The sequence below is a fragment of the Anaerocolumna jejuensis DSM 15929 genome (genome assembly GCF_900142215.1).
GTDB classification, from domain to species: Bacteria; Bacillota; Clostridia; order Lachnospirales; family Lachnospiraceae; genus Anaerocolumna; species Anaerocolumna jejuensis.
The window spans coordinates 1-21,993 of the sequence record NZ_FRAC01000052.1; the positions used below are offsets into that span (position 1 = coordinate 1).

Sequence of the window (21,993 nt, forward strand, 5' to 3'; positions counted from 1 at the left end):
TTACCCTTATTATTGGCTTACCCTTATTATATAAAGCATTAATTCTTAGTATCCTTATATGGTTTATATCAATATCTTTAATTATATCTCTTAAGCTAACAATACCTTCTTTCAAATATATATTATTGATATATACTTGAATAAATTTTTCATAAACTAATAATAATCCAGTTAATGGTATTTTACTCATGAGCAACCCTTAAGTGTTAACTATGTTTTTACTTATTCAATCTTACCTAATTTTTCGTTCAGTACTTCCAAAAAAATAATTATCTTAATACTGAAATACACATTTGCAATTTCCGTTATATTTAAATACAATTCAAATATAACAGTAAAGAGGCAGGATAACAATCCTGCCTCTTTGCATTTTTTATCTATCAACATAGAAGAATTTAATTATTTTCTTATATTTATGTACTATCGCAGATAAGTTATTATAATTCAATAAAATTCAATCATAATTAGCATAAGCTTATAAAACTTCTACAATATTATTTCTTATAGCATACACAGCTGCTTGAGTACGGTCTGATACGGAAATTTTTCTAAAAATATTGGACACATGATTTTTTACTGTTTTTTCGCTTATGGAAAGATTATAAGCAATTTCCTTGTTAAACAGACCTTCCGTAATTAATTTTAGAACTTCCATTTCCCTCTTGGTAAGAAGACTTTCACTTGATGTCATATCCTCTTTACCTTCTAACTTTTCGTTAAGCAGCGGAACCATATTAGGTTGAATAAAAGTCTCACCGCTGTATACAGCAAATATCGCTTTTCTTAATAAATCACTTTCAGAATCCTTTAATACATAACCATTAACACCAATCTCAACAGCCTTCAGCAAATATTCGATTTCGTTATGTATTGTCAGTATCAATACCTTTGTGGTGGACTTTATTTCCTTTAGTCTTTCCAATACTTTTAAACCACCCATTCTTGGCATATTGATGTCCAGTAGTAATACATCTGGCTTTGCTATCTCAATTTTCTCCAGACACTCTATACCATCTCCTGCTTCACCTACTATTGCAATGTCCCCCTCTAATTCTAAGAGCTGTTTTAAACCCTCTCTTATCATACGGTGATCATCCGCAATAACTACCCTTATACTATTCATTACAGTCCCTCCTTGGAATCTTAACAGATATCTTGGTTCCTTCCTTTTCTTTTGATTCTATGCTGAAATCTCCTGATAATATAGAAACCCTTTCTTTCATCATGGATAATCCATAACCTGAAAAAATATTTTCACTTGCTTTTTGCAAGGTTTCATCTTTAATTCCTACCCCATCATCTTTAACCTGTACTCTAACAGATTTTTCTGAATAATATATATCAATCCATATTCCATTGGCTTTACCATGTTTTATAGCGTTATTTACTGATTCCTGTATAATACGAAACAGAGTCAGATTGATTGCCGGCAATAATACTTTCTCTTTATTATGCAGCTTCAAGGTTACTTTAATATTATAATTATTTGTTACATCCCTTATGTATTTTTCAATAGCAGGTATTAATCCCAAATCATCTAATGTCATGGGCCTTAAACCATAAATAATATTACGCATATCATTTATAGTTGTTTTTATCGTACCAACCATAGTCTGAAGCTCCAGCTTTGCACGAATCGGATCTATGTCAATTAAGCGGGTACATAACTCTGTCTTATGCATCATTGTTGTAAGATTCTGCACCGTAGAATCATGCAAATCTCTCGCGATTCTCTTTCTCTCGTTTTCCTGGGTCTCTATTATATTTAATCCTAATTCATAACTGATTTTATCCGTCTTTTTGCTGTCTTTACTAATATCTTTTTCCATATCATAAGTATCTTCACAAAGGTTTCCTTTTAAGGTATAAAAACAGTTCTTTATATTATCAAGATTATTCTTCCTTTTAATACACTCCAGGAACTTTTCTTCCTCTTCCTTTATTTCCTTTTCTACCTGTAATTTTTCACTCTTTAATTTTGAGGTTTTCAAATCTTTATCATCCATATTTAATAAATAAACATCATCAGATACACTATCTACCAAGAAAGCAGAGATACTCTTTTGAATTAATTTCTTTTTTTCCTCTAAAAGTTTTAAATTCAAGGTAATCTGATTCATTTCCTTTTGAACCATTTGTTCATTATCATCTACGTAGTATAAAGCATCTCTTAGCTGTTCCATAAACCCCATATTATCTTCCTGATAAATCATATTGATTATTCTCCTATATTATTTAATATTTTAGAATATCAGGCTAATGTAAATGTGTTTTTATTCATTAAATATATTTATACTGATTTATTTCTAATAAACATATTTTATACCATTTTTTTCAATATTTAAAGTACTTTTTTATTTTTTGACATAATTTTATCATATTTTTATCATATTTTTATGCATTTAGTTAATGCTTACATTTTTTATAAAAATCTTCTTGGTTTATTTGGTATTTTGTCATATTAGGAAATATTTTGTCGTCAATTTTGCCAAATCCTACCTTTTCAAGTAAACTGCTTTTATTTACTTTTGTAAAAACATATACTTTTTCATACCCTGACTGAAATCCTGTATCTACAGTAAACCTCAAAAGGAACTCACCATTTTGCTGATTTCGCTTTTTTTCGACTACTGCAAGATTTTCAATCAGACAATTATCCTGCTCTTCTTTTATCATAGCGGCACCAATTGGATTATCTTCTTTTAATCCTTCATATAAAATAATATATATATTAGAATCGTTATAAACAAAATCCGACTTATTTCTACCAAATACTGCTTCCCAAATTGAAAATATTTCAGAAAGACTTTTCTTATCCTTTACAATTTTAACCTGTACCATGTTAATCTCCATTCCTGTGGATTTTACACTCCAATCCCCATACATATCACAAGCTTGCCTGTGATACTGCTGAAAGAGAAAAATTATCCACCATCTTTTCCTTTTAAGTTATATTAGCGGTTCTTTTGCAGGTTTTCCAGCTGTTCTTGGATATTTATCAGGGGTCTTCCCAATCTTTTCAATTACAATAAGGGACCTTCCCATCATCTCATTTAATGAAAATTCGTTAAATTCTTTTATTTTTCCGCCAAGGGTCTTAACTGGCTTTTGCGCAGCCTCCAGTTCCTCTCCCAGATTTATTCCCTTATAGGACACAAAAGTTCCCTTTACTTTTACAAAGGGCAGACAGTATTCTGCGAGAGTGGAAAGATTCGCCACTGCCCTGGATACACATAAATCATAGCTTTCACGATGGAAACTACTTCTTCCCAAATCTTCCGCTCTGCCATGAATTGCTTCTATACCTGACATTTCCAGTTCCGATATAACCTCATTTAAAAAGTTAACTCTTTTATTTAATGAATCCATTAATGTAATATCAAGATTTGGAAAAGCAATTTTTAGTGGAATGCCAGGAAAGCCGGCTCCTGTTCCCACATCTATGACCTTAAGGGCCTGATTTAAATTAAAAATCCTTATAATGCTCAGACTATCAATAAAATGCTTTGTAATTACCTCATCAAAATCTGTAATTGCCGTAAGGTTCATGACCTTATTTTTTTCTATCAACATCTCATAATATTGTATCAACTGTTCAGCTTGTCCGGATGTTAGTGTTATATTCTGCTTTTTGGCTTCTTCCAATAATTTTAATTTTTTATCCATACTATTCTCTTACTTTCTCCTATTTCATATTTCAGAAAGACCTTAAAAATTGAACTCCATTCTAGCATGTGTCCAAAATTAATGGGGTGTGAAAGCTATTACCGTACTCTCACACCTCACACATAACTTTATATCAAATCAAATAACTTATTTCAATTTATACAGTATCTTTTTTACGGAATTGTTCCAAATATACCAGCAAGACGGAGATATCTGCCGGTGACACACCCGATATTCTGGATGCCTGCCCCACAGAAGCAGGCCTTAATTTCATAAGCTTTTGCCTGGCTTCTATTCTTAAGCTTTTTACCTGTTCATAATCTATATTATCAGGTATATTTTTATTTTCAAGTTTTTTAAACTGGTCTACATGCCTTAATTGTCTTTCAATATAACCTTCATATTTTATATTAATATTAACCTGCTCCCGGACATCCTTTGGTAATGGCTTTCTTTCCAAATCAACCGGTTCCAGTAAATCGTAGTTTAACTCTGGTCTGCGGATTAACTCTCCCACAGTTGTACCGGTCTTTAAGCTTTGGCTGCCATTCTGAATCAAAAATTCCTGAACAAAGGAAGAGGCTCCGATTAGGGCCTGATTAACTCTCTTGGTTTCTCTCTCTATACTCTCTTCTTTTTGTAAAAGGTTACGGTACCTTTCTTCACCAATAAGCCCTATCTTATAACCTATTTTGGTCAAGCGGAGGTCTGCATTATCCTGCCTTAACAATAATCGGTACTCTGCTCTTGATGTCATCATACGGTAAGGCTCATGTGTTTCCTTGGTAACCAAATCATCAATTAACACCCCAATATATGCCTGGGAACGATCCAGGATTAATGGGGATCTATCAAGCAGTTTCATTGCTGCATTAATACCTGCTACCAGTCCCTGGGCCGCTGCTTCCTCATAGCCTGAGCTGCCGTTAAATTGTCCGCCGCTAAATAAGCCTTCTACATTTTTAAATTCAAGGGATGCCTTTAATTGATTAGGGTTAATACAATCATATTCAATCGCATAAGCGTTTCGGACAATTTTGGCATTTTCCAAGCCCGCTACGCTTCTATACATCTGGTATTGTACATCCTCCGGCAAGGAACTGGACATTCCACCTACATACATTTCATTGGTATAGTTTCCTTCCGGTTCGATAAACACCTGATGCCTGTCCTTATCTGCAAATTTTACGACCTTATCTTCTATAGAAGGGCAGTACCTGGGGCCTGTTCCCTTTATATCACCGGAAAAAAGAGGAGAACGGTGGATATTATCTCTTATGATCTTATGTGTTGTTTCATTGGTATAAGTAAGCCAGCAGGATACCTGTTCCTTTTTAATATCCTCACTGTTATTTGTAAAGGAAAAGGGCACCAGTTCCTCATCTCCAAACTGCTCCTCCATCTTGCTGAAATCAATTGACCTCTTGTCAATTCTGGCTGGAGTACCTGTCTTGAAACGGTACATCTCAATACCTGAATTTTTCAGGGAGTCTGTAAGATAATTTGCCGCCTTTAGTCCGTTTGGTCCGGTATAGTTACTGATATCTCCGGTTATGCATTTTGCATTTAGATATGTTCCTGTACAAAGAATAACTGCCCTGCAGGGATAAACTGCACCGGAATATGTCCTTACTCCTGTTACTTTCTCCTGTTCTATGAGAATTTCAGTCACTTCTGCCTGCTTTAATGTTAAGTTATCCGTATTCTCCAGAACCCTTCTCATTTCTCTGCTGTAATCCTGCTTATCTGCCTGCGCCCTTAAGGAATGTACGGCCGGACCTCTTGATACATTAAGCATCTTGGACTGTATATAGGTTTTATCTATATTCTTGCCCATCTCCCCGCCAAGAGCATCTATTTCCTTTACCAAATGTCCCTTAGATGTTCCTCCTACATTTGGATTACAGGGCATCAGGGCTACACTGTCCATACTGATTGTTACAATTAATGTATTCATCCCAAGTCTTGCACAGGCAAGGGCAGCCTCGCAGCCGGCATGTCCTGCCCCTACTACTATGACATCATAGCTTTCATATATATGTGACATAAACTTACCTCCAAATCTTACTTGCCCATACAAAATTCTTTGAAGATTGTATTTATTAAATCTTCATCCACTTGTTCACCTGTAATTCTTCCCAGGGCTTCATAAGAATTCATCATATCCACTGCATACAAATCCTCCGGCATATCATCTTCTATGGTCTGCTGCACCATACAAAGACTTTCCAGACTCATTCGCAGTGCTTCTTCCTGTCTTAGGTTCGTAATATAAACTTCATCGTTATATTCTAACATACCTTTAAAATACATGCCCTTTAAATATTCTTCCAGCTCTTCCAGTCCTTCTCTTTCTTTTGCGGAAATTAACAGAACTTCCTTGCCAGTCCTTTCCCTCATTTCCTTTACTGTAACAGCTGGCTCCAAATCCGATTTATTCAATAAAATAACGGCATTTCTATCCTGAATCATATTTATGATATCATCATCATTTTCATCCAATGGTGCTGATGCATCGACAACATAAAGTATCAAATCACTCTCTTCACTTACCAGGCGGGCTCTGTTAACACCCATACTTTCCACTATATCGCTTGTGCTTCTGATACCGGCCGTATCTACAATATTAAGACACAGTTCTCCTATCATGAGAGTTTCCTCCAGCGTATCTCTGGTGGTACCCGGTATATCGGTAACAATTGCTCGTTCTGTGCCCATTAATGCATTTAAAAGAGAGGACTTGCCGGCATTGGGTTTACCCAGTATAACTGTTTTAACACCTTCTTTTATCAATCTTCCATTATTAACGGTATCCAATAGTTTCTGAATATCTTTTTTGTAAGTACCGATATTACCATATAAGACATTTTTAAAATCTCCTAAATCAATGTGCTCAGGATCATCAAGGCCTGCTTCCAGATAAGCCAGGTCATGGAGTATACTGCTACGTAATTCCTCAATCTTTTTATATACATTTCCCTTTAACTGATTCAAGGAATTCTTTAAGGCATAACTGTTCTTTGCATTGATAATATCCGATACCGCTTCGGCCTGGGATAAATCAATTCTTCCATTTAAAAATGCCCTTTTTGTAAATTCCCCCGGTTCTGCAAGCCTTGCTCCGTTTTTAACTACAGCTTCCAGAACCTTTTTCGTTACTACAATGCCGCCATGGCAATCTATCTCAACCACATCTTCCCTGGTATAAGTATTGGGAGCTTTCATTATTACAACTAACACTTCATCAATAATAACTTCCTGGTCCTTTATATACCCATAGTGTACAGTATGGCTTTGCACAGAAGTTAACTTCTTGTCTCCTTTTTTTGTCTGAAATATTTTGTCTGCCACCATAATTGCATCCTGACCGCTAATACGAATGATGCTAATTCCATTATTATTAACAGCCGTAGCAATTGCTGCTATTGTATCCGTACTCATTATCCATATCCGAATAAATCTGTTATTCTGCCTTTCTGTTAGAGTAAAAGAACTATATAGCTGAACTTTAGTTTTCTTCTCCAAGTGTAAAAATGCTGGAGTATATGACATTTTTATACCAGGAGACGAAAAAGAACTTAATTCTACTTATATATTCCGGCATCCTTTCTTCGTTATTTTCTTTTCTCTATTTTTTAAGCTTGATTCGTTAATTAAGCTTTTTTTCTAAGCATAATTCGTTTAATCCCTCATAAGCCTAATCCCACTTCTCAAAAAAGGCGTATCAAAGCAATTACCTTTAATACGCCCTTTTTCTTATTCTAATTCACTTGTTTTAATTACATCTTCTTTTTGTTTATGAGTGTATCCGCTGTATTCTTTTTTAGGCTTATTACCGTACTGCGGTTTATATTGATTTCCGTGGTTATTATATTTGTAATCCTTTGTCTGAGCACTTTTCTTTAAGGTCACTACCACTCTTCTAAAAGGTTCTTCGCCTTCACTGTGAGTTTCCACAAACTTATCATTTTGCAGAACGGAATGTATGATTCTTCTCTCATAAGGATTCATAGGCTCCAAGGCTACCGGCTTCTTTGTCCTCTTTACTTTAAATGCAATATTCTTGCCGAGGTTTTCCAAGGTTTCTTTTCTTCTCTGCCTGTAGTTTTCTGTGTCAAGTTTAATCTTTATATATTTTTCGCTGTCCTTGTTCAATACCAGGCTAACTAAATATTGAAGGGAATCCAATGTCTGTCCTCTTTTACCAATCAGCACACCCATGTCTTCGCCTAATACATTAATATCCATGGAGGACTCTTCTTCGTCATAGTTAATATCAACAGTAGCCTCAATATTCATAGCCTTAAATACTTTGCTTAAAAAATCCTTCGCTGCATAATCAACACCCTGTTTCATTCTGGCCCTGATTTTTGCAGGTTTATTGAATAGGCCTAAAAATCCGCTGCTTTCTTTTTCGATTACCTCGTACTCAATACGGTCACTTGTCGTCTGTAATTTGATAAGTGCTTCTGTTATCGCTTCGTCTACAGTTTTTGCGGTAATTTCCAACCAATCCATTTATTTATCCCCCTTATTATCCTTGTTCCTCGATTTCAGGAGATTAGCATTGGCCGAAATGCTTCCCGGTTTATAATTATTATCACTTTTCCCTGAATTCGAATCACCATAATTTTTCTTAACTGCATTTGCATAGTTAGCGGTAGAACTTGTCTTTTCCGGTGCCTGAACCCTTGATGAAATTGATTTTGTCTGTGTCTTAGCCAAATCTTCCATGGTAGCATTGGGATCAAGTCCCAGCTTTGCCTTTTTCTTATTGGCCTTTTCCACATTCCTCTTTATCATGTCATCAATATCAATCTTAGCAAGAATTCTATTGATAACAAATTGCTGAATAATTGCAAATAAACTACCTGCTATCCAGTAAATACCGATACCTACAGGAAACGTAAAGCAGAATACACCGGACATGATAGGCATTACATTATTCATCATTCCCATGGAGGCAGACATCGGATTATCCTTATCTATGGGTGTCGGGTTTGCTGCCATCATCTGCTTTGTCTGTATAAACTGAAGGCCTGCTGCCAAAAAGGGAATTATGATTCCCGGGAAACTAAGTCCAGGCCTGTTAAGAATGTTAATTGTATTAAAAATGCTGTTCACATCGATTATTCTTGCGGAATTCGTCTTTATAATTGCTTCCAGTGCAGGGAATTTTGTAATTAATTCGTTCCAGTTATCCGATGAGAATTTTGCTAATATGTCGATTGTGTGATTTAAGCTCAAACCACCATTTGCTACTTCTGAAAAGCCCTTAATATTAACCTGTGAGGTTTTTGCAAACTCCGTCATAATATCAAGATAATTTCCGTTGTTTAGAATCGCCTCACCGATATTTTTATACCATATATTAATATCATGCACATAAGCAGGTATATGATAGATTACCTGATATAAGGCAAACATAATGGGAAGCTGTATTAATAAGGGAAGACATCCGGAAGTGGGGTTTGCTCCATACTTCATGTATACAGCCTGGGTTTCTGCCTGCTGCTTTCTCATGGATGCTTCATCTTTTTTACCTTTGTATTTTGCTGTAATTGCTGTAAGTTCAGGGTTCATCTTAGCAGAAAGCTTACTGAATTTCTGCTGCTTTATGGTCAGAGGAGTCATAAGGCCTCTTACAATAAACGTAAATAAAATAATAACCAATGCTACATTGTGTATTCCAAATAGTCCTAAAAATTCATAGATACCATTTAATATCATTCCTAATAAAGTTGCGATTGGCCCTAATATACCACCGCTTCGTGTTAATACTGCCTCAAACAATTTTTTTCCTCCTTGGATACTCCGAACTTGCAGTAATTTTATCTGCCACTATGGCACTGGGTCATATCCGCCAGCATGAAAAGGGTGACATCTTAAAATACGTCTGATTGTAAGATATCCTCCCTTGAACACACCATATTTTTCCAGTGCTTGAATAGCATAAGAAGAGCAGGTAGGTACATAAATACAGCTTGACCTTCCTTTTAAGGGTGAAATAAATTTCCTGTAAAATTTTATAATTCCTATCAAAACTCGCTTCATCACGATTTAATTGTCTCTTTCAGAATTTTATGCATTCTTGCCAGATGCAATAATGCACTGTTAATTTCCAAGTAGTTTCTACCCTTAGCTCCTGCTCTTGCAATAACGATAATGTCTAAACCACTATTAAACATTTCCTCGTTTAATCTGTAACTTTCTCTGATTAATCTTGTAATCCTGTGCCTTACTACACTGTTGCCAACTTTCTTACTAACAGAAACACCAAGTTTGTTTCTTTCCGTATTATTTTCCATTACATACATTATAAGATACGTATTGGCATAGGATTTACCGCTTTTATAAACGGTCTTAAAGTTGGCATTCTTTTTCATAGATTCTGATAATCTCAAAATATCACGGCCCTTTCTTTACAATTAGTGAAGAGAAGAAAAGGCCACAGTAATGCGACCTATGCTGATAATTTGTGTCTGCCTTTTGCTCTTCTTGAGGATAATACTTTTCTGCCATTGGCAGTACTCATTCTTGCACGGAAGCCATGAACTTTAGCTCTGCTTCTTTTTTTAGGCTGGAATGTCATCTTCATAACGGGCACCTCCTTAATATATACCAAGACATAATGGTAAGCGTATTTATTCTATTTTAATAATATAAAATATTATGTCTATTATATCTTTGAAAAGCTTGTACGTCAAGTATTTCTTCCATTCAATTATGACATACCATAAAGTACCTGAAGGTATTCCAATTTTAAATTTCATTAATTGTAAGTATTTTACATTAATTATTTCCATAAATAGTATAATTATTGCAAAAAATCAAAAAAAGTGTTAAAAACAATTTTTTCACACAAAGTTATCCACAAATTGTTGATGATTTGTGGATAACTTTGTGAAATGGTGTGAATATTCTAACCTGCTTATTCACAAATTCCTCTTTTTTCCCCATGTTCGTGACTGTTAATATCCTGTATAATATATTCACAATCATGTTTATAAACACTTTTACCATGGGGATATCCTTCTCCCCGGACCATTTTAATTACATATTTTCATTGAAATATCCACAATTTTGTTATATTATATAAAGAAGAATGTATGAAATTTTATTTTAGGGAGATTAGAGTAATGAACGAAGTACAGGAAAAATGGGATGAAATACTGGAATATCTTAAAATTGAACATTGTGTGACCGATGTTTCCTTTAAAACGTGGTTACTTCCATTAAAAGTGTATTCCGTTAAAGGCAATTTAATAACCATCTCTATCGATGATAAAATGATCGGTCCCGACAGTAAAAATTTCATCAGCAGAAAATACGGAATACCGCTAAAAGTATCAATTACTGAAATTATGAACCATAATTATGACATAGAATTTATACTGGAAAGCCAGATACAGGTAACGAAAACCGCTGATGACATGACAGAATCCTCAGGCAAGAGCAAAAATCAAAAAAACGGGCTTTCCTTTTTAAATCCCCGTTATACTTTTGATACCTTTGTGGTAGGTGCCAATAATAATCTTGCCCATGCAGCCTCTCTTGCCGTAGCGGAATCACCAGCGGAAATATACAATCCCCTCTTTATATATGGAGGTGTTGGACTTGGAAAGACTCACTTGATGCATTCCATTGCCCACTATATACTGGAACAGAATCCAAACAGCAAGGTAATGTATGTTACCAGCGAAAAGTTTACAAACGAATTGATTGAATCCATTCGTAATGTAAATACCACCCCTACGGAATTCCGTGAGAAATACCGGAATATTGATGTACTCTTAATCGATGATATTCAATTTATAATAGGTAAGGAAAGTACCCAGGAAGAATTCTTCCACACCTTTAATACCCTTCACGAATCCAAAAAGCAGATTATCATATCCAGTGATAAGCCCCCCAAAGATATCCTTACTTTGGAGGAAAGGCTCCGATCAAGATTCGAATGGGGACTTACAGTTGATATACAACAGCCGGATTATGAAACAAGAATGGCTATATTAAAGAAGAAAGAAGAATTGGACGGGCTTCAGATTGATAATGAAGTTATGAAATACATCGCAACCAATGTCAAATCCAATATCCGTGAACTGGAAGGAGCTTTAACGAAAATTGTAGCTCTTTCGCGCCTGAAAAAGCAGGAGGTTAATGTAACTCTGGCCGAAGAAGCTTTAAAGGATCTTATTTCTCCTGATAATAAGAAGCAGCTGACTCCTGAATTAATCGTAGATGTAATAGCAGAACACTTCAACATAACTACGAATGAAATCTACTCTGTTAATAAAAGCAGAAACATTGCTTATCCAAGACAGATTGCCATGTATTTATGCAGAAAGCTTACAGACTTTTCACTATCAGATATCGGTAAGGTAATGGGAAACAGAGATCATACCACTATTCTTCATGGAGTTGATAAGGTTGAGAAGAATATAAAGAAGGATCCAAGTATGCAAAATACCATCGATGTACTTACTAAGAAGATTAACCCTTAAAAGGTTTTATTTTTTTTCCACAATTGGCTGTTAGCAGAATGTCATTATCCTGTTAGCAGCCGTTGGATAACTTTAAAACTCTTTAAGAGGTTAAAATTTTTATCCGAAACCCCCATATACTTCATTCACAAGGTTATCCTTTGTTCTAAGACTTATGTTTCTTACCGTTTTAGGGCTTATACACAAACTAACACCCCCTATTACTACTGCTAACAAATTCTAATATATATATTTATATAAAAAACGCCGGAAGGGAGTTATACACATTTATGAAAATTATCTGCCCCAAAGGGGAACTGCTGAATCGTATTAATATTGTCCTGAAAGCAGTACCTGCCAAATCTACCATGCCTATATTGGAAAGCATCGTTATTGATGTTAAACAAGATACTATAAAGTTAATTGCGAATGACATGGAACTGGGAATTGAAACAATTGCAAAAGGTGAAGTCATTGAACCAGGCTCTGTAGCACTGAACTCTAAGATCTTTTCTGAGATTATCAGAAAGCTGCCTGATAATGATGTTACCATACAGACAACTGAGAACTATTCGACCTTAATAACCTGTGAAAAAGCAAAATTTAACATATCCGGTTCCTCCAGTGAAGAGTTTCCCTTTCTTCCCAATATTGAAAGAAACGGTGGAATCGTATTATCCCAGTTTACCTTAAAGGAAATTATCAGACAGACAGTTTTTTCAATCGCTGACAATGAAAGCAATAAAATAATGACTGGTGAGCTTTTTGAAATAAAGGAGGATGAGCTGAAGGTTGTTTCCTTAGACGGGCATCGTGTTTCAATCAGAAAAGTGAAGTTGAACCAGCCCTATCCGGATATGAAAGTAATTGTACCCGGCAAAACCTTAAATGAGGTCAGTAAAATTCTGTCAGGAGAGTTCGCTGATGAAGCAGACCTTTATTTTACAGACAAGCATGTAATATTTGAATTTGATGATACCTTAGTTCTGTCAAGACTTATTGAAGGTAGTTTCTTTAAGATTGACCAGATGTTATCCAGTGATTATGAAACAAAAGTAACGGTCAACAAAAAAGAATTACTAAGCTGTATTGACAGAGCCACTCTATTGGTGAAGGAATCTGATAAGAAACCAATTATCATAAATATCGCAGATGGAAATATGCAGCTGAAAATGAATTCCTCCATTGGTTCCATGGATGAAGAAATGGATATTACCAAAGAGGGAAAAGATATTTTAATCGGCTTTAATCCTAAATTTTTAATAGATGCTTTAAGGGTAATTGATGATGAAGAGGTACAGATTTATCTCATTAATTCAAAAATGCCCTGTATTATCAGAGACAAGGAAGAAAGCTATATTTATTTAGTGCTGCCGGTTAATTTTAATTCGGCGGTCCAATAATCTGCTATTGTAAAGAAGAGAGGCTGCCATGGAAGTTATCAAACTAAGAGACGAGTATATTAAGCTGGGACAGGCATTAAAAGCTGCCGGTTATGTAGACTCAGGAGTGGATGCAAAGCTTGTGATACAGGATGGTCTTGTAAAGGTCAATGGTCAGACTGAAACCCAGAGAGGCAAGAAGCTCCATGCCGGTGATGAAGTCGAGTATAAGGACCAGCTTATAAAAATTGAAAAATAATTGAAGTTGTGGTGCATGTATGTTTATAAAGACATTAGAATTAAAGGATTACAGGAATTATGAGAATCTTTCCATGGATTTTTCCCAGGGGGTCAATATCCTGTATGGAGATAACGCTCAGGGAAAAACCAATATACTGGAGTCTTTATATGTGTGCGGAACCACAAAATCCCACAGGAACAGTAAGGACAGGGAAATTATAAGATTTGGCAGAGAAGAGTCCCATATCAGAGTTTTACTGGAGAATAAAGGAATTCCTCATAAGGTTGATATACATCTTAAGAAGAATAAGGCAAAGGGAGCCGCTATTGACGGAATACCCATTAAAAAATCCAGTGAGCTCCTTGGAATTGTAAATTACGTATTTTTTTCTCCGGAGGATTTAAGTATAATTAAAAACGGACCCTCGGAAAGAAGACGTTTTTTAGACATGGAATTGTCCCAGCTTGACAAGGTTTACTTTTATCACTTATCAAGTTATCATAAAATTATTGCCCAAAGAAATAATTTATTAAAGCAGATAAGTTTCAACAGGAAATTATTGGATACAATTAGTGTATGGGATGAACAGCTGGTATTTCATGGATTAAAGGTCATGGAAGGAAGAGAAAGTTTTATAAAAACGCTGAATCCGATTGTTGCTGACATACATAGTAAGTTATCCGGCGGAAAAGAATCTCTGACAATAAAGTATGAGCCAAATACTGATAAAAATTCCTTTATGGAAAGACTAAAGAACTCTCTGGAAAAGGACGTAGCCATAAAAAGTACGGGTACGGGCCCCCATAGAGATGATATCAGTTTTTTCAACGAAACAATTGATATCCGCAAATTCGGTTCCCAGGGGCAGCAAAGGACGGCAGCACTTTCTCTTAAATTAGCAGAAATTGAGGTAGTCAGAAAAATTACCAAGGACAGTCCGGTTCTGTTGTTGGATGATGTACTTTCAGAGCTTGACAGGAAACGGCAAAATTATCTGCTTAACAGCATTCATGATATACAGACAATTATAACTTGTACCGGATTAGAGGAAATGGTTCAAAACAGGATTCAATGTGACAGGGTGTTTAAGGTTACGGAGGGGACTGTTACCAGCATAAATTTTGATAAGATGGATTTCACCCAGAAAAAGACAGGAGGCAATGTATGAGTACGGAATATGGTGCAGATCAAATACAAATACTGGAAGGATTGGAAGCAGTAAGAAAAAGGCCGGGTATGTATATTGGCAGTACTTCCTCAAAAGGACTGCATCATCTGGTCTATGAAATTGTAGACAATGCAGTGGACGAAGCATTGGCAGGAGTCTGTGACAGGATTGAAGTTACCATCAATAAGGACAATTCCATAACAGTTGTGGACAATGGAAGAGGAATACCGGTAGGTATCAATCATAAAAAGGGAATTCCTGCTGTTGAGGTGGTTTTTACGATTCTGCATGCCGGAGGTAAATTCGGCGGAGGAGGATATAAAGTATCAGGAGGACTTCATGGAGTAGGTGCTTCTGTAGTAAATGCTCTTTCCGAATGGCTTGAGGTTATGATTTATCAGGATGGTAAGATTCATAAACAGAGATTTGAGCGGGGCAAGGTAGTCTATCCCTTAAAAGTAATTGGTGATACTGACAGAATGGGTACAACAGTTACTTTTTTGCCGGATAAGGAAATCTTTGAAGAAACCGTATATGACTATGAGATTTTGAAGCAGCGCCTAAGGGAAATGGCATTTCTTACCAAAAATTTGAAAATAGTTCTTATCGACGACAGAGAAGAAAAAAAGGTGGAAAAAGAATTTCATTATGCAGGCGGTATCAAGGAATATGTGGAATATCTGAATAAACACAAGGATGCGCTGTATCCTGAAATCATTTACTGTGAAGGCACCAAGGATGAGGTATACGTTGAAGTTGCCATGCAGCATAACGGAACCTATACGGAAGGCTGCTATAGTTTTGTAAATAATATAACAACACCGGAAGGGGGAACCCATCTTGCCGGTTTTAAAAATGCGCTTACGAAGACCTTTAATGATTATGCCAGAAATAATAAATACCTGAAGGATAACGAGGGAAATCTTTCGGGTGAAGATATCAGGGAAGGTCTTACCGCTATTGTCAGTATTAAGATTCCGGAACCCCAGTTTGAAGGACAGACAAAGCAAAAACTGGGAAACAGCGAAGCCAGAGGCGCGGTTGACAGTATAGTAAGTGAACAGCTTACTTACTTTTTAGAGCAGAATCCGACCGTTGCCAAAATGATACTGGAAAAGTCAATCCTGGCCCAGAGAGCAAGGGATGCCGCAAGAAAGGCGAGGGACCTTACCAGAAGAAAAACAGCTTTGGAAGGTATGAGCCTTCCGGGAAAATTAGCAGATTGCTCTGATAAAGATCCCAAGAACTGTGAAATTTATATTGTCGAGGGTGATTCTGCCGGTGGCTCCGCTAAGACAGCAAGGTCAAGAGCTACTCAGGCAATACTTCCTCTGCGTGGAAAAATTTTAAATGTTGAAAAATCAAGACTTGATAAGATACTGATAAACAATGAGATCAAGGCTATGATCACTGCTTTTGGAACAGGTATATCAGATGACTTTGATATTTCAAAGTTAAGATACCATAAAATCATAATCATGACAGATGCCGATGTGGACGGTTCCCATATCAGTACTTTGCTGCTGACCTTTTTCTACCGTTTCATGCCTGACTTAATAAGAGAGGGGCATGTTTACATGGCGCAGCCGCCTCTTTTCAAGGTTGAAAAAGGAAAAACTGTAAAGTATGTTTATTCGGAAGTTGAGTTGGAACAGACTCTTATAGAAATCGGCCGTGACAGCAATAATAAGATACAAAGATATAAAGGTTTAGGGGAGATGGATGCGGAGCAGTTGTGGGAGACAACCATGGATCCGGAAAAAAGAATTCTTTTAAGAGTTACCATTGATGATGAAGAATCCTCAGAAATTGATATGACCTTTACAACACTGATGGGAGACAAGGTAGAGCCCAGAAGGGAATTTATTGAAAAAAACGCAAAATACGTAAGAAATCTGGATATATAATCCGTACTTTGCAGACAAAGAATAAATGGAGGAATATAAATGGATGAGAATATCTTTGACAAAGTCCACGAAGTCGATCTGAAAAAGACCATGGAAACATCGTATATCGATTATGCCATGTCTGTAATAGCAGCCCGCGCACTGCCGGACGTGCGGGATGGTTTAAAGCCGGTACAGAGAAGAATATTATATGCCATGATAGAGTTAAACAACGGGCCGGATAAACCTCACCGTAAGTGTGCCCGTATTGTCGGCGATACCATGGGTAAATATCATCCCCACGGAGACAGCTCTATCTATGAAGCCCTGGTTAAATTGGCACAGGACTTCTCAACCAGATATCCGCTGATTGACGGGCATGGAAATTTCGGTTCTGTTGACGGTGACGGTGCTGCCGCCATGCGTTATACCGAAGCCAGATTAAGTAAAATATCCATGGAAATGCTTTCCGACATCAACAAGGATACGGTTGATTTCATACCGAACTTCGATGAAACGGAAAAAGAACCGACTGTTCTGCCATCCAGATATCCGAATCTGCTGGTTAACGGAACTTCCGGTATTGCCGTAGGTATGGCAACCAATATTCCTCCTCACAATTTACGGGAGGTTATTAATGCAGTTCTGAAAATAATTAATAACAGCATAGAAGAAGACAGAGATACCTCCATTGAGGAAATTCTCCAAATCATAAAAGGGCCCGATTTCCCTACCGGTGCTTCCATTTTGGGGACCAGAGGAATAGAAGAAGCCTACCGTACAGGAAGAGGTAAGATTAAAGTTCGTGCTGTAACCAATATTGAGGCCATGGCAAACGGAAAGAACCGTATTGTCGTAACGGAACTTCCCTACATGGTAAACAAGGCAAGATTAATTGAAAAAATTGCGGAATTGGTTAAAGACAAGAAAATTGACGGCATTACGGAGCTTCGTGATGAATCCGACAGAACTGGTATGCGTATCTGCATCGAATTAAGACGGGATGTAAATGCCAACGTTCTTCTCAATCAATTATATAAACATACCCAAATGCAGGATACCTTTGGTGCCATTATGATAGCACTTGTAAATAATGAGCCCAGAGTACTTAATCTTCATGATATGCTTAAATATTATATACTGCATCAGGAAGAAGTCGTAACCAGAAGAACCAGGTATGATTTAAACAAGGCAGAAGAAAGGGCACATATCTTACAGGGATTGTTAATTGCCCTTGATAATATTGATGAAGTAATAAAGATTATAAGGTCTTCTCAAAATACAGCAATTGCCAAAGAAAGATTAATGCAGACCTTCCAGCTGTCGGAGGTACAGTCCCAGGCTATCGTGGATATGAGACTTCGTGCATTAACAGGTCTGGAAAGAGAGAGACTGGAAGCGGAATACAAAGAATTAATGGATAAAATTGCAGAATATAAAGCTATTCTTGCCGATAAAAATAAGCTGCTTACGGTTATCAAAGATGAAATTACCGTAATCAGGGATAAATACGGTGATGACAGAAGAACCTCCATCGGCTTTGATGAAGACGACATTACCACGGAAGACTTGATACCGAATGAGAGTATCGTGCTTGCTATGACACGCTTCGGATACATCAAAAGAATGACAGTGGATAATTTCAAGAGCCAGCACAGAGGAGGAAAAGGCATCAAGGGAATGCAGACCATCGATGAAGATTTTATCGAGGAGCTTTTGATGACCACTACCCATCACTATATTATGTTCTTTACAAACAAGGGAAGGGTATACCGTCTGAAAGCCTATGAAGTTCCGGAATCCGGAAGAACGGCAAGAGGAACGGCGATTATTAATCTTCTTTCCTTGCTGCCGGAGGAGAGAATCACTGCCATTATTCCGTTAAAGGATTATCATGACAGCAAATACCTTTTTATGGCAACCAAAAAAGGTATTGTTAAGAAGACTCCTATTATGGAATATCAGAATATCAGAAAAACTGGTCTTCAGGCGATAAATCTCAGAGAAGACGATGAGTTGATAGAAGTAAAAGCCACAAATAACCAGAAAGATATCATCCTTGTCACCAGACAGGGTCAGTGCATCCGCTTTAATGAAAAGGATGTACGTAAGACAGGCCGTGCATCCATGGGTGTAATTGGTATGAATCTGGAGGACAATGATGAAATCATAGGTATGCAGTTAAATACCCAGGGAGAGTGTCTGCTCTTCGTTTCAGAAAAGGGTATGGGAAAACGTACCGAAATGAGTGAATTCAGTGTACAAAGAAGAGGCGGAAAAGGTGTTAAGTGCTATAAGATAACCGAAAAGACAGGATATGTAATTGGCGTAAAAGCTGTCAATGAAGAAAATGAAGTTATGATAATAACCACAGAGGGAATTGTCATCAGACTTATGGTAAGTGGTATTTCCAATCTTGGCAGAATAACATCCGGTGTACGTTTAATTAATATGGATCTGGAAAATGACATTACAGTTGCCAGTATCGCAAAGGTAAAGGATAAGAGTTCCGATGAAGAAGTAATCAAGGAACTGGAAAAGGAATTGGAAGAAGAAAACAGTGGATCTTTTGACAGTGAAGAGCTGGATGAGGATTTTATGGATGAATCGGAAGAAGAATCAGAAGAGTTAGAAGACTATGATAGTCCCAATCCGGAGAATGATGAAGAAGATGAGTAAATAATGAGAACAGCCTAAGCAGAAGATGGAATATTATATTTGTCTCTATGCCTGGGCTGTTTTTTCTGTAAAAAGAATATTATCATACAGGAAAGAGGTTGCTATGAGAACTATACATACGGATACCATAACCAGGAATATTAAAGAAATGTGCATCGAGGCTAATTACCGCCTGTCTTTGGACGTGAATAATGCCATAAGCAAAGGAGCAGAAGAAGAAAAAAGCACCTTGGGGAAGCAGATTCTTGGCCAGCTGGAAGAAAACATGAAAATTGCCAGAGAAGAGGGGATACCCATTTGCCAGGATACCGGTATGGCAATTGTATTTTTAAAAATCGGGCAGCAGGCTGTGATAGAAGGAATTTCCTTAGAGGATGCTGTTAATGAGGGGATAAGACAGGGTTACCGGGAAGGATATTTGAGAAAGTCAGTCGTTTCAGATCCCTTGTTAAGAGAAAATACCAAAGATAATACACCTGGTATTATTCACTATGAGATAGTTCCAGGTGAGAAGGTCGAAATAACAGTAGCGCCAAAAGGCTTTGGAAGTGAAAACATGAGCCGTATTTATATGTTGAAACCTGCAGATGGTGTTGAGGGAGTAAAAAAAGCCGTAATCGAAACGGTTCTTTTAGCAGGACCTAATGCCTGTCCTCCCATTGTAGTGGGAGTCGGTATTGGAGGAAGCTTTGAAAAGGCTGCCCTTCTTTCAAAAAAAGCTTTAACCAGAAGTCTTGATGTGCCTTCCGGGACAGAGCATATTAAAGACCTGGAGGAAGAACTGTTAAAAGAAATCAACGAGCTTGGTATTGGACCCGGAGGCTTCGGAGGAAAAGTAACGGCCCTGGGGGTAAATATAGAGGTCTATCCGACTCACATTGCAGCATTGCCGGTGGCCATAAATATATGCTGCCACGTTAACAGGCATATATCCAGAACTATATAAAAATTTTAATGATTTATCCACAAAATGCCGTTAGAAGGCAGTGTTTTGTGGATAAACATCCTTGGAAATTTTAAAAAAGTGTATAAAAACATTATAAAGCTATTTAGATTTCGTCTGATAGTAGACTGGCGTAAGTGTGCCTGTTACAAAACAGTATGGATTGAAATATAATATTTTTTCAAATTTCTATCTAAGCAGTATCATAAGCAAGCTTACGAAAGCATAGCTGTTATTGTAAAAAAAGAATACAATGAAAACGGAGAGTCAGTATGGAAAAATATATTAAAACTCCTTTAACGGATGAAGTTATACAAAGTTTAAGCGCTGGAGATTATGTATATGTTACCGGAACAATATACAGTGCAAGGGATGCTGCTCATAAAAGAATGTATGAGGCAACTCTTAAAGGGGAGGAAGTACCTTTCCCTATAAAGGACAGTCTTGTATATTATTTAGGACCCACACCGGAAAAGGAAGGGCAGGTAATTGGATCCGCAGGTCCTACTACCAGCAGCCGTATGGATAAATATACTCCTTTGCTTATGGAAAAGGGTCTGAAAGGAATGATAGGAAAAGGGAAACGAAGCAAAGAAGTAATAGAAGCGGTTGTAAAAAATAAGGGTATATACTTTGCTGCTGTTGGAGGAGCCGGTGCTTTGCTCTCAAAAAAAATAAAAAGCTCAAAAGTGATTGCTTATGATGATCTTGGTACAGAAGCAATAAGAGAATTATATGTAGAAAATTTTCCTGTAATAGTAGTAATCGATTGTGCCGGCAATAACTTATATGATATTGCCGTGAATGAATTTTTAAATTCTCAAAAATAATTCCTGCTATAAGTATTTTGATTGAATTTAACTATAAAGATTAAACAACTAGAAAAATGTTAGAATTGTCGACAAAAAAGTGAATATTAATCCCAAAAATTATGTAGACTAAGGATTGTAAACCCCTATAAATGAGGGATAAAAGTAATATATACAAAATTGTTTGGAAATTGTTTAAAAAGTGATTGACAAAAGACAGCCCTTTTGCTATACTAACTAATGCACCTGACGTGGTAACAGTGCAGCAACATTATGCTAACATGTAGAGGTGTAACTGAATAAAATCCGTTGTTTCAGTATCTGGAGAAATACTCAAGAGGCTGAAGAGGCGCCCCTGCTAAGGGTGTAGGTCGCTCACGCGGCGCGAGGGTTCAAATCCCTCTTTCTCCGCTTTATTTTAAGTAAATTCGATGAAATAAAAAATTGAAATTAATTTAAAATAAATGTTGACAAACAGAATACAACGTGATAGAATATCTTCTGCTGACGCGTTAACGAATGAAAGAAATAAACGCAGAAAGCGACAAAGAACCTTGACAACTGAACAGTGAAACAACCCTGAAATTTTCTTTAAAATTTCATTCAAGATAAAAAAGCTTTGGCTTTCAAATCTTGATAAAGAACAGTACCAGAAATGGTACAACCTTAAAACAGTAAAAGTATGTGGGTAACACCACAGACTACGGAAATTAACTTGTTGAAGTTTTGATTTATT

The 21,993-nt window shown here is 36.7% G+C and carries 20 protein-coding genes and 1 tRNA gene; 9 read left to right on the forward strand and 12 right to left on the reverse strand.

Annotated elements, in window-relative coordinates; translation table 11 throughout:
* The 12 genes from BUB77_RS30315 to rpmH all read right to left on the reverse strand — a co-directional run.
* The coding region (locus BUB77_RS30315) for a hypothetical protein (protein WP_207650873.1) at positions 1 to 190 on the reverse strand (190 nt) is incomplete at its 3' end.
* A 285-nt stretch (positions 191 to 475) separates the two neighbouring features.
* Entirely contained in the window at positions 476 to 1,123 is a 648-nt protein-coding gene (locus tag BUB77_RS28265; RefSeq protein ID WP_073280513.1) for a response regulator, read from the reverse strand.
* The gene (locus BUB77_RS28270; protein ID WP_073280514.1) at positions 1,116 to 2,213 is read right to left on the reverse strand and encodes a sensor histidine kinase; all 1,098 of its coding nucleotides are present in this window, start codon (positions 2,211 to 2,213) and stop codon (positions 1,116 to 1,118) included. Before BUB77_RS28270 ends, BUB77_RS28265 begins: the two co-directional genes overlap by 8 nt.
* Positions 2,214 to 2,406: 193 nt before the next feature.
* The gene (locus tag BUB77_RS28275) at positions 2,407 to 2,841 is read right to left on the reverse strand and encodes a GNAT family N-acetyltransferase (RefSeq protein WP_170866780.1); all 435 of its coding nucleotides are present in this window, start codon (positions 2,839 to 2,841) and stop codon (positions 2,407 to 2,409) included.
* 108 nt (positions 2,842 to 2,949) lie between these two features.
* Entirely contained in the window at positions 2,950 to 3,666 is a 717-nt protein-coding gene (gene rsmG / locus BUB77_RS28280; protein WP_073280516.1) for a 16S rRNA (guanine(527)-N(7))-methyltransferase RsmG, read from the reverse strand.
* 157 nt (positions 3,667 to 3,823) lie between these two features.
* Positions 3,824 to 5,713: a tRNA uridine-5-carboxymethylaminomethyl(34) synthesis enzyme MnmG gene (mnmG, locus tag BUB77_RS28285; RefSeq protein WP_073280517.1), complete on the reverse strand. Its 1,890-nt coding sequence runs from the start codon at positions 5,711 to 5,713 to the stop codon at positions 3,824 to 3,826.
* A 17-nt stretch (positions 5,714 to 5,730) separates the two neighbouring features.
* Positions 5,731 to 7,107 (reverse strand): tRNA uridine-5-carboxymethylaminomethyl(34) synthesis GTPase MnmE, encoded by a 1,377-nt coding sequence (mnmE, locus tag BUB77_RS28290; RefSeq protein WP_073280518.1) that lies wholly within the window; start codon positions 7,105 to 7,107, stop codon positions 5,731 to 5,733.
* A 315-nt stretch (positions 7,108 to 7,422) separates the two neighbouring features.
* A complete protein-coding gene (gene jag, locus BUB77_RS28295; protein ID WP_073280519.1) occupies positions 7,423 to 8,184 on the reverse strand; it encodes an RNA-binding cell elongation regulator Jag/EloR in 762 nt (253 codons plus the stop codon).
* Positions 8,185 to 9,459, reverse strand: a complete 1,275-nt coding sequence (locus BUB77_RS28300; RefSeq protein ID WP_073280520.1) for a YidC/Oxa1 family membrane protein insertase — start codon at positions 9,457 to 9,459, stop codon at positions 8,185 to 8,187. It lies immediately after the preceding gene.
* Between the two features lie 48 nt (positions 9,460 to 9,507).
* The gene (gene yidD / locus BUB77_RS28305; RefSeq protein ID WP_073280521.1) at positions 9,508 to 9,720 is read right to left on the reverse strand and encodes a membrane protein insertion efficiency factor YidD; all 213 of its coding nucleotides are present in this window, start codon (positions 9,718 to 9,720) and stop codon (positions 9,508 to 9,510) included.
* Positions 9,720 to 10,070: a ribonuclease P protein component gene (gene rnpA, locus BUB77_RS28310; RefSeq protein WP_073280522.1), complete on the reverse strand. Its 351-nt coding sequence runs from the start codon at positions 10,068 to 10,070 to the stop codon at positions 9,720 to 9,722. The genes yidD and rnpA overlap by 1 nt, the downstream gene beginning before the upstream one ends.
* 59 nt (positions 10,071 to 10,129) lie before the next feature.
* Positions 10,130 to 10,264, reverse strand: coding sequence for a 50S ribosomal protein L34 (gene rpmH, locus BUB77_RS28315; protein ID WP_073280523.1), 135 nt, complete (start codon positions 10,262 to 10,264; stop codon positions 10,130 to 10,132).
* Positions 10,265 to 10,805: 541 nt separating this feature from the next.
* Here rpmH and dnaA point away from each other — a divergent pair.
* From dnaA to BUB77_RS28360, 9 genes are all read left to right on the forward strand, one after another.
* The gene (dnaA, locus tag BUB77_RS28320) at positions 10,806 to 12,170 is read left to right on the forward strand and encodes a chromosomal replication initiator protein DnaA (protein ID WP_084124832.1); all 1,365 of its coding nucleotides are present in this window, start codon (positions 10,806 to 10,808) and stop codon (positions 12,168 to 12,170) included.
* Between the two features lie 269 nt (positions 12,171 to 12,439).
* Positions 12,440 to 13,552: a DNA polymerase III subunit beta gene (gene dnaN / locus BUB77_RS28325; RefSeq protein ID WP_073280525.1), complete on the forward strand. Its 1,113-nt coding sequence runs from the start codon at positions 12,440 to 12,442 to the stop codon at positions 13,550 to 13,552.
* Positions 13,553 to 13,580: 28 nt separating this feature from the next.
* On the forward strand, positions 13,581 to 13,790 hold the full coding sequence (locus tag BUB77_RS28330) for an RNA-binding S4 domain-containing protein (RefSeq protein WP_073280526.1): 210 nt from the start codon (positions 13,581 to 13,583) through the stop codon (positions 13,788 to 13,790).
* A 19-nt stretch (positions 13,791 to 13,809) separates the two neighbouring features.
* Positions 13,810 to 14,940 carry a DNA replication/repair protein RecF gene (gene recF / locus BUB77_RS28335; protein WP_073280527.1) on the forward strand — a complete coding sequence of 377 codons (1,131 nt, stop codon included), beginning with the start codon at positions 13,810 to 13,812 and terminating at the stop codon, positions 14,938 to 14,940.
* Positions 14,937 to 16,847, forward strand: coding sequence for a DNA topoisomerase (ATP-hydrolyzing) subunit B (gyrB, locus tag BUB77_RS28340; RefSeq protein ID WP_073280528.1), 1,911 nt, complete (start codon positions 14,937 to 14,939; stop codon positions 16,845 to 16,847). The genes recF and gyrB overlap by 4 nt, the downstream gene beginning before the upstream one ends.
* A 39-nt stretch (positions 16,848 to 16,886) precedes the next feature.
* A complete protein-coding gene (gyrA, locus tag BUB77_RS28345; RefSeq protein WP_073280529.1) occupies positions 16,887 to 19,505 on the forward strand; it encodes a DNA gyrase subunit A in 2,619 nt (872 codons plus the stop codon).
* 103 nt (positions 19,506 to 19,608) lie between these two features.
* Positions 19,609 to 20,451: a fumarate hydratase gene (locus tag BUB77_RS28350; RefSeq protein ID WP_073280531.1), complete on the forward strand. Its 843-nt coding sequence runs from the start codon at positions 19,609 to 19,611 to the stop codon at positions 20,449 to 20,451.
* Positions 20,452 to 20,720: 269 nt separating this feature from the next.
* The gene (locus tag BUB77_RS28355) at positions 20,721 to 21,278 is read left to right on the forward strand and encodes a Fe-S-containing hydro-lyase (RefSeq protein ID WP_073280530.1); all 558 of its coding nucleotides are present in this window, start codon (positions 20,721 to 20,723) and stop codon (positions 21,276 to 21,278) included.
* Between the two features lie 302 nt (positions 21,279 to 21,580).
* Positions 21,581 to 21,668 (forward strand) — tRNA-Ser (locus BUB77_RS28360).
* Positions 21,669 to 21,993: the final 325 nt, after the last annotated feature.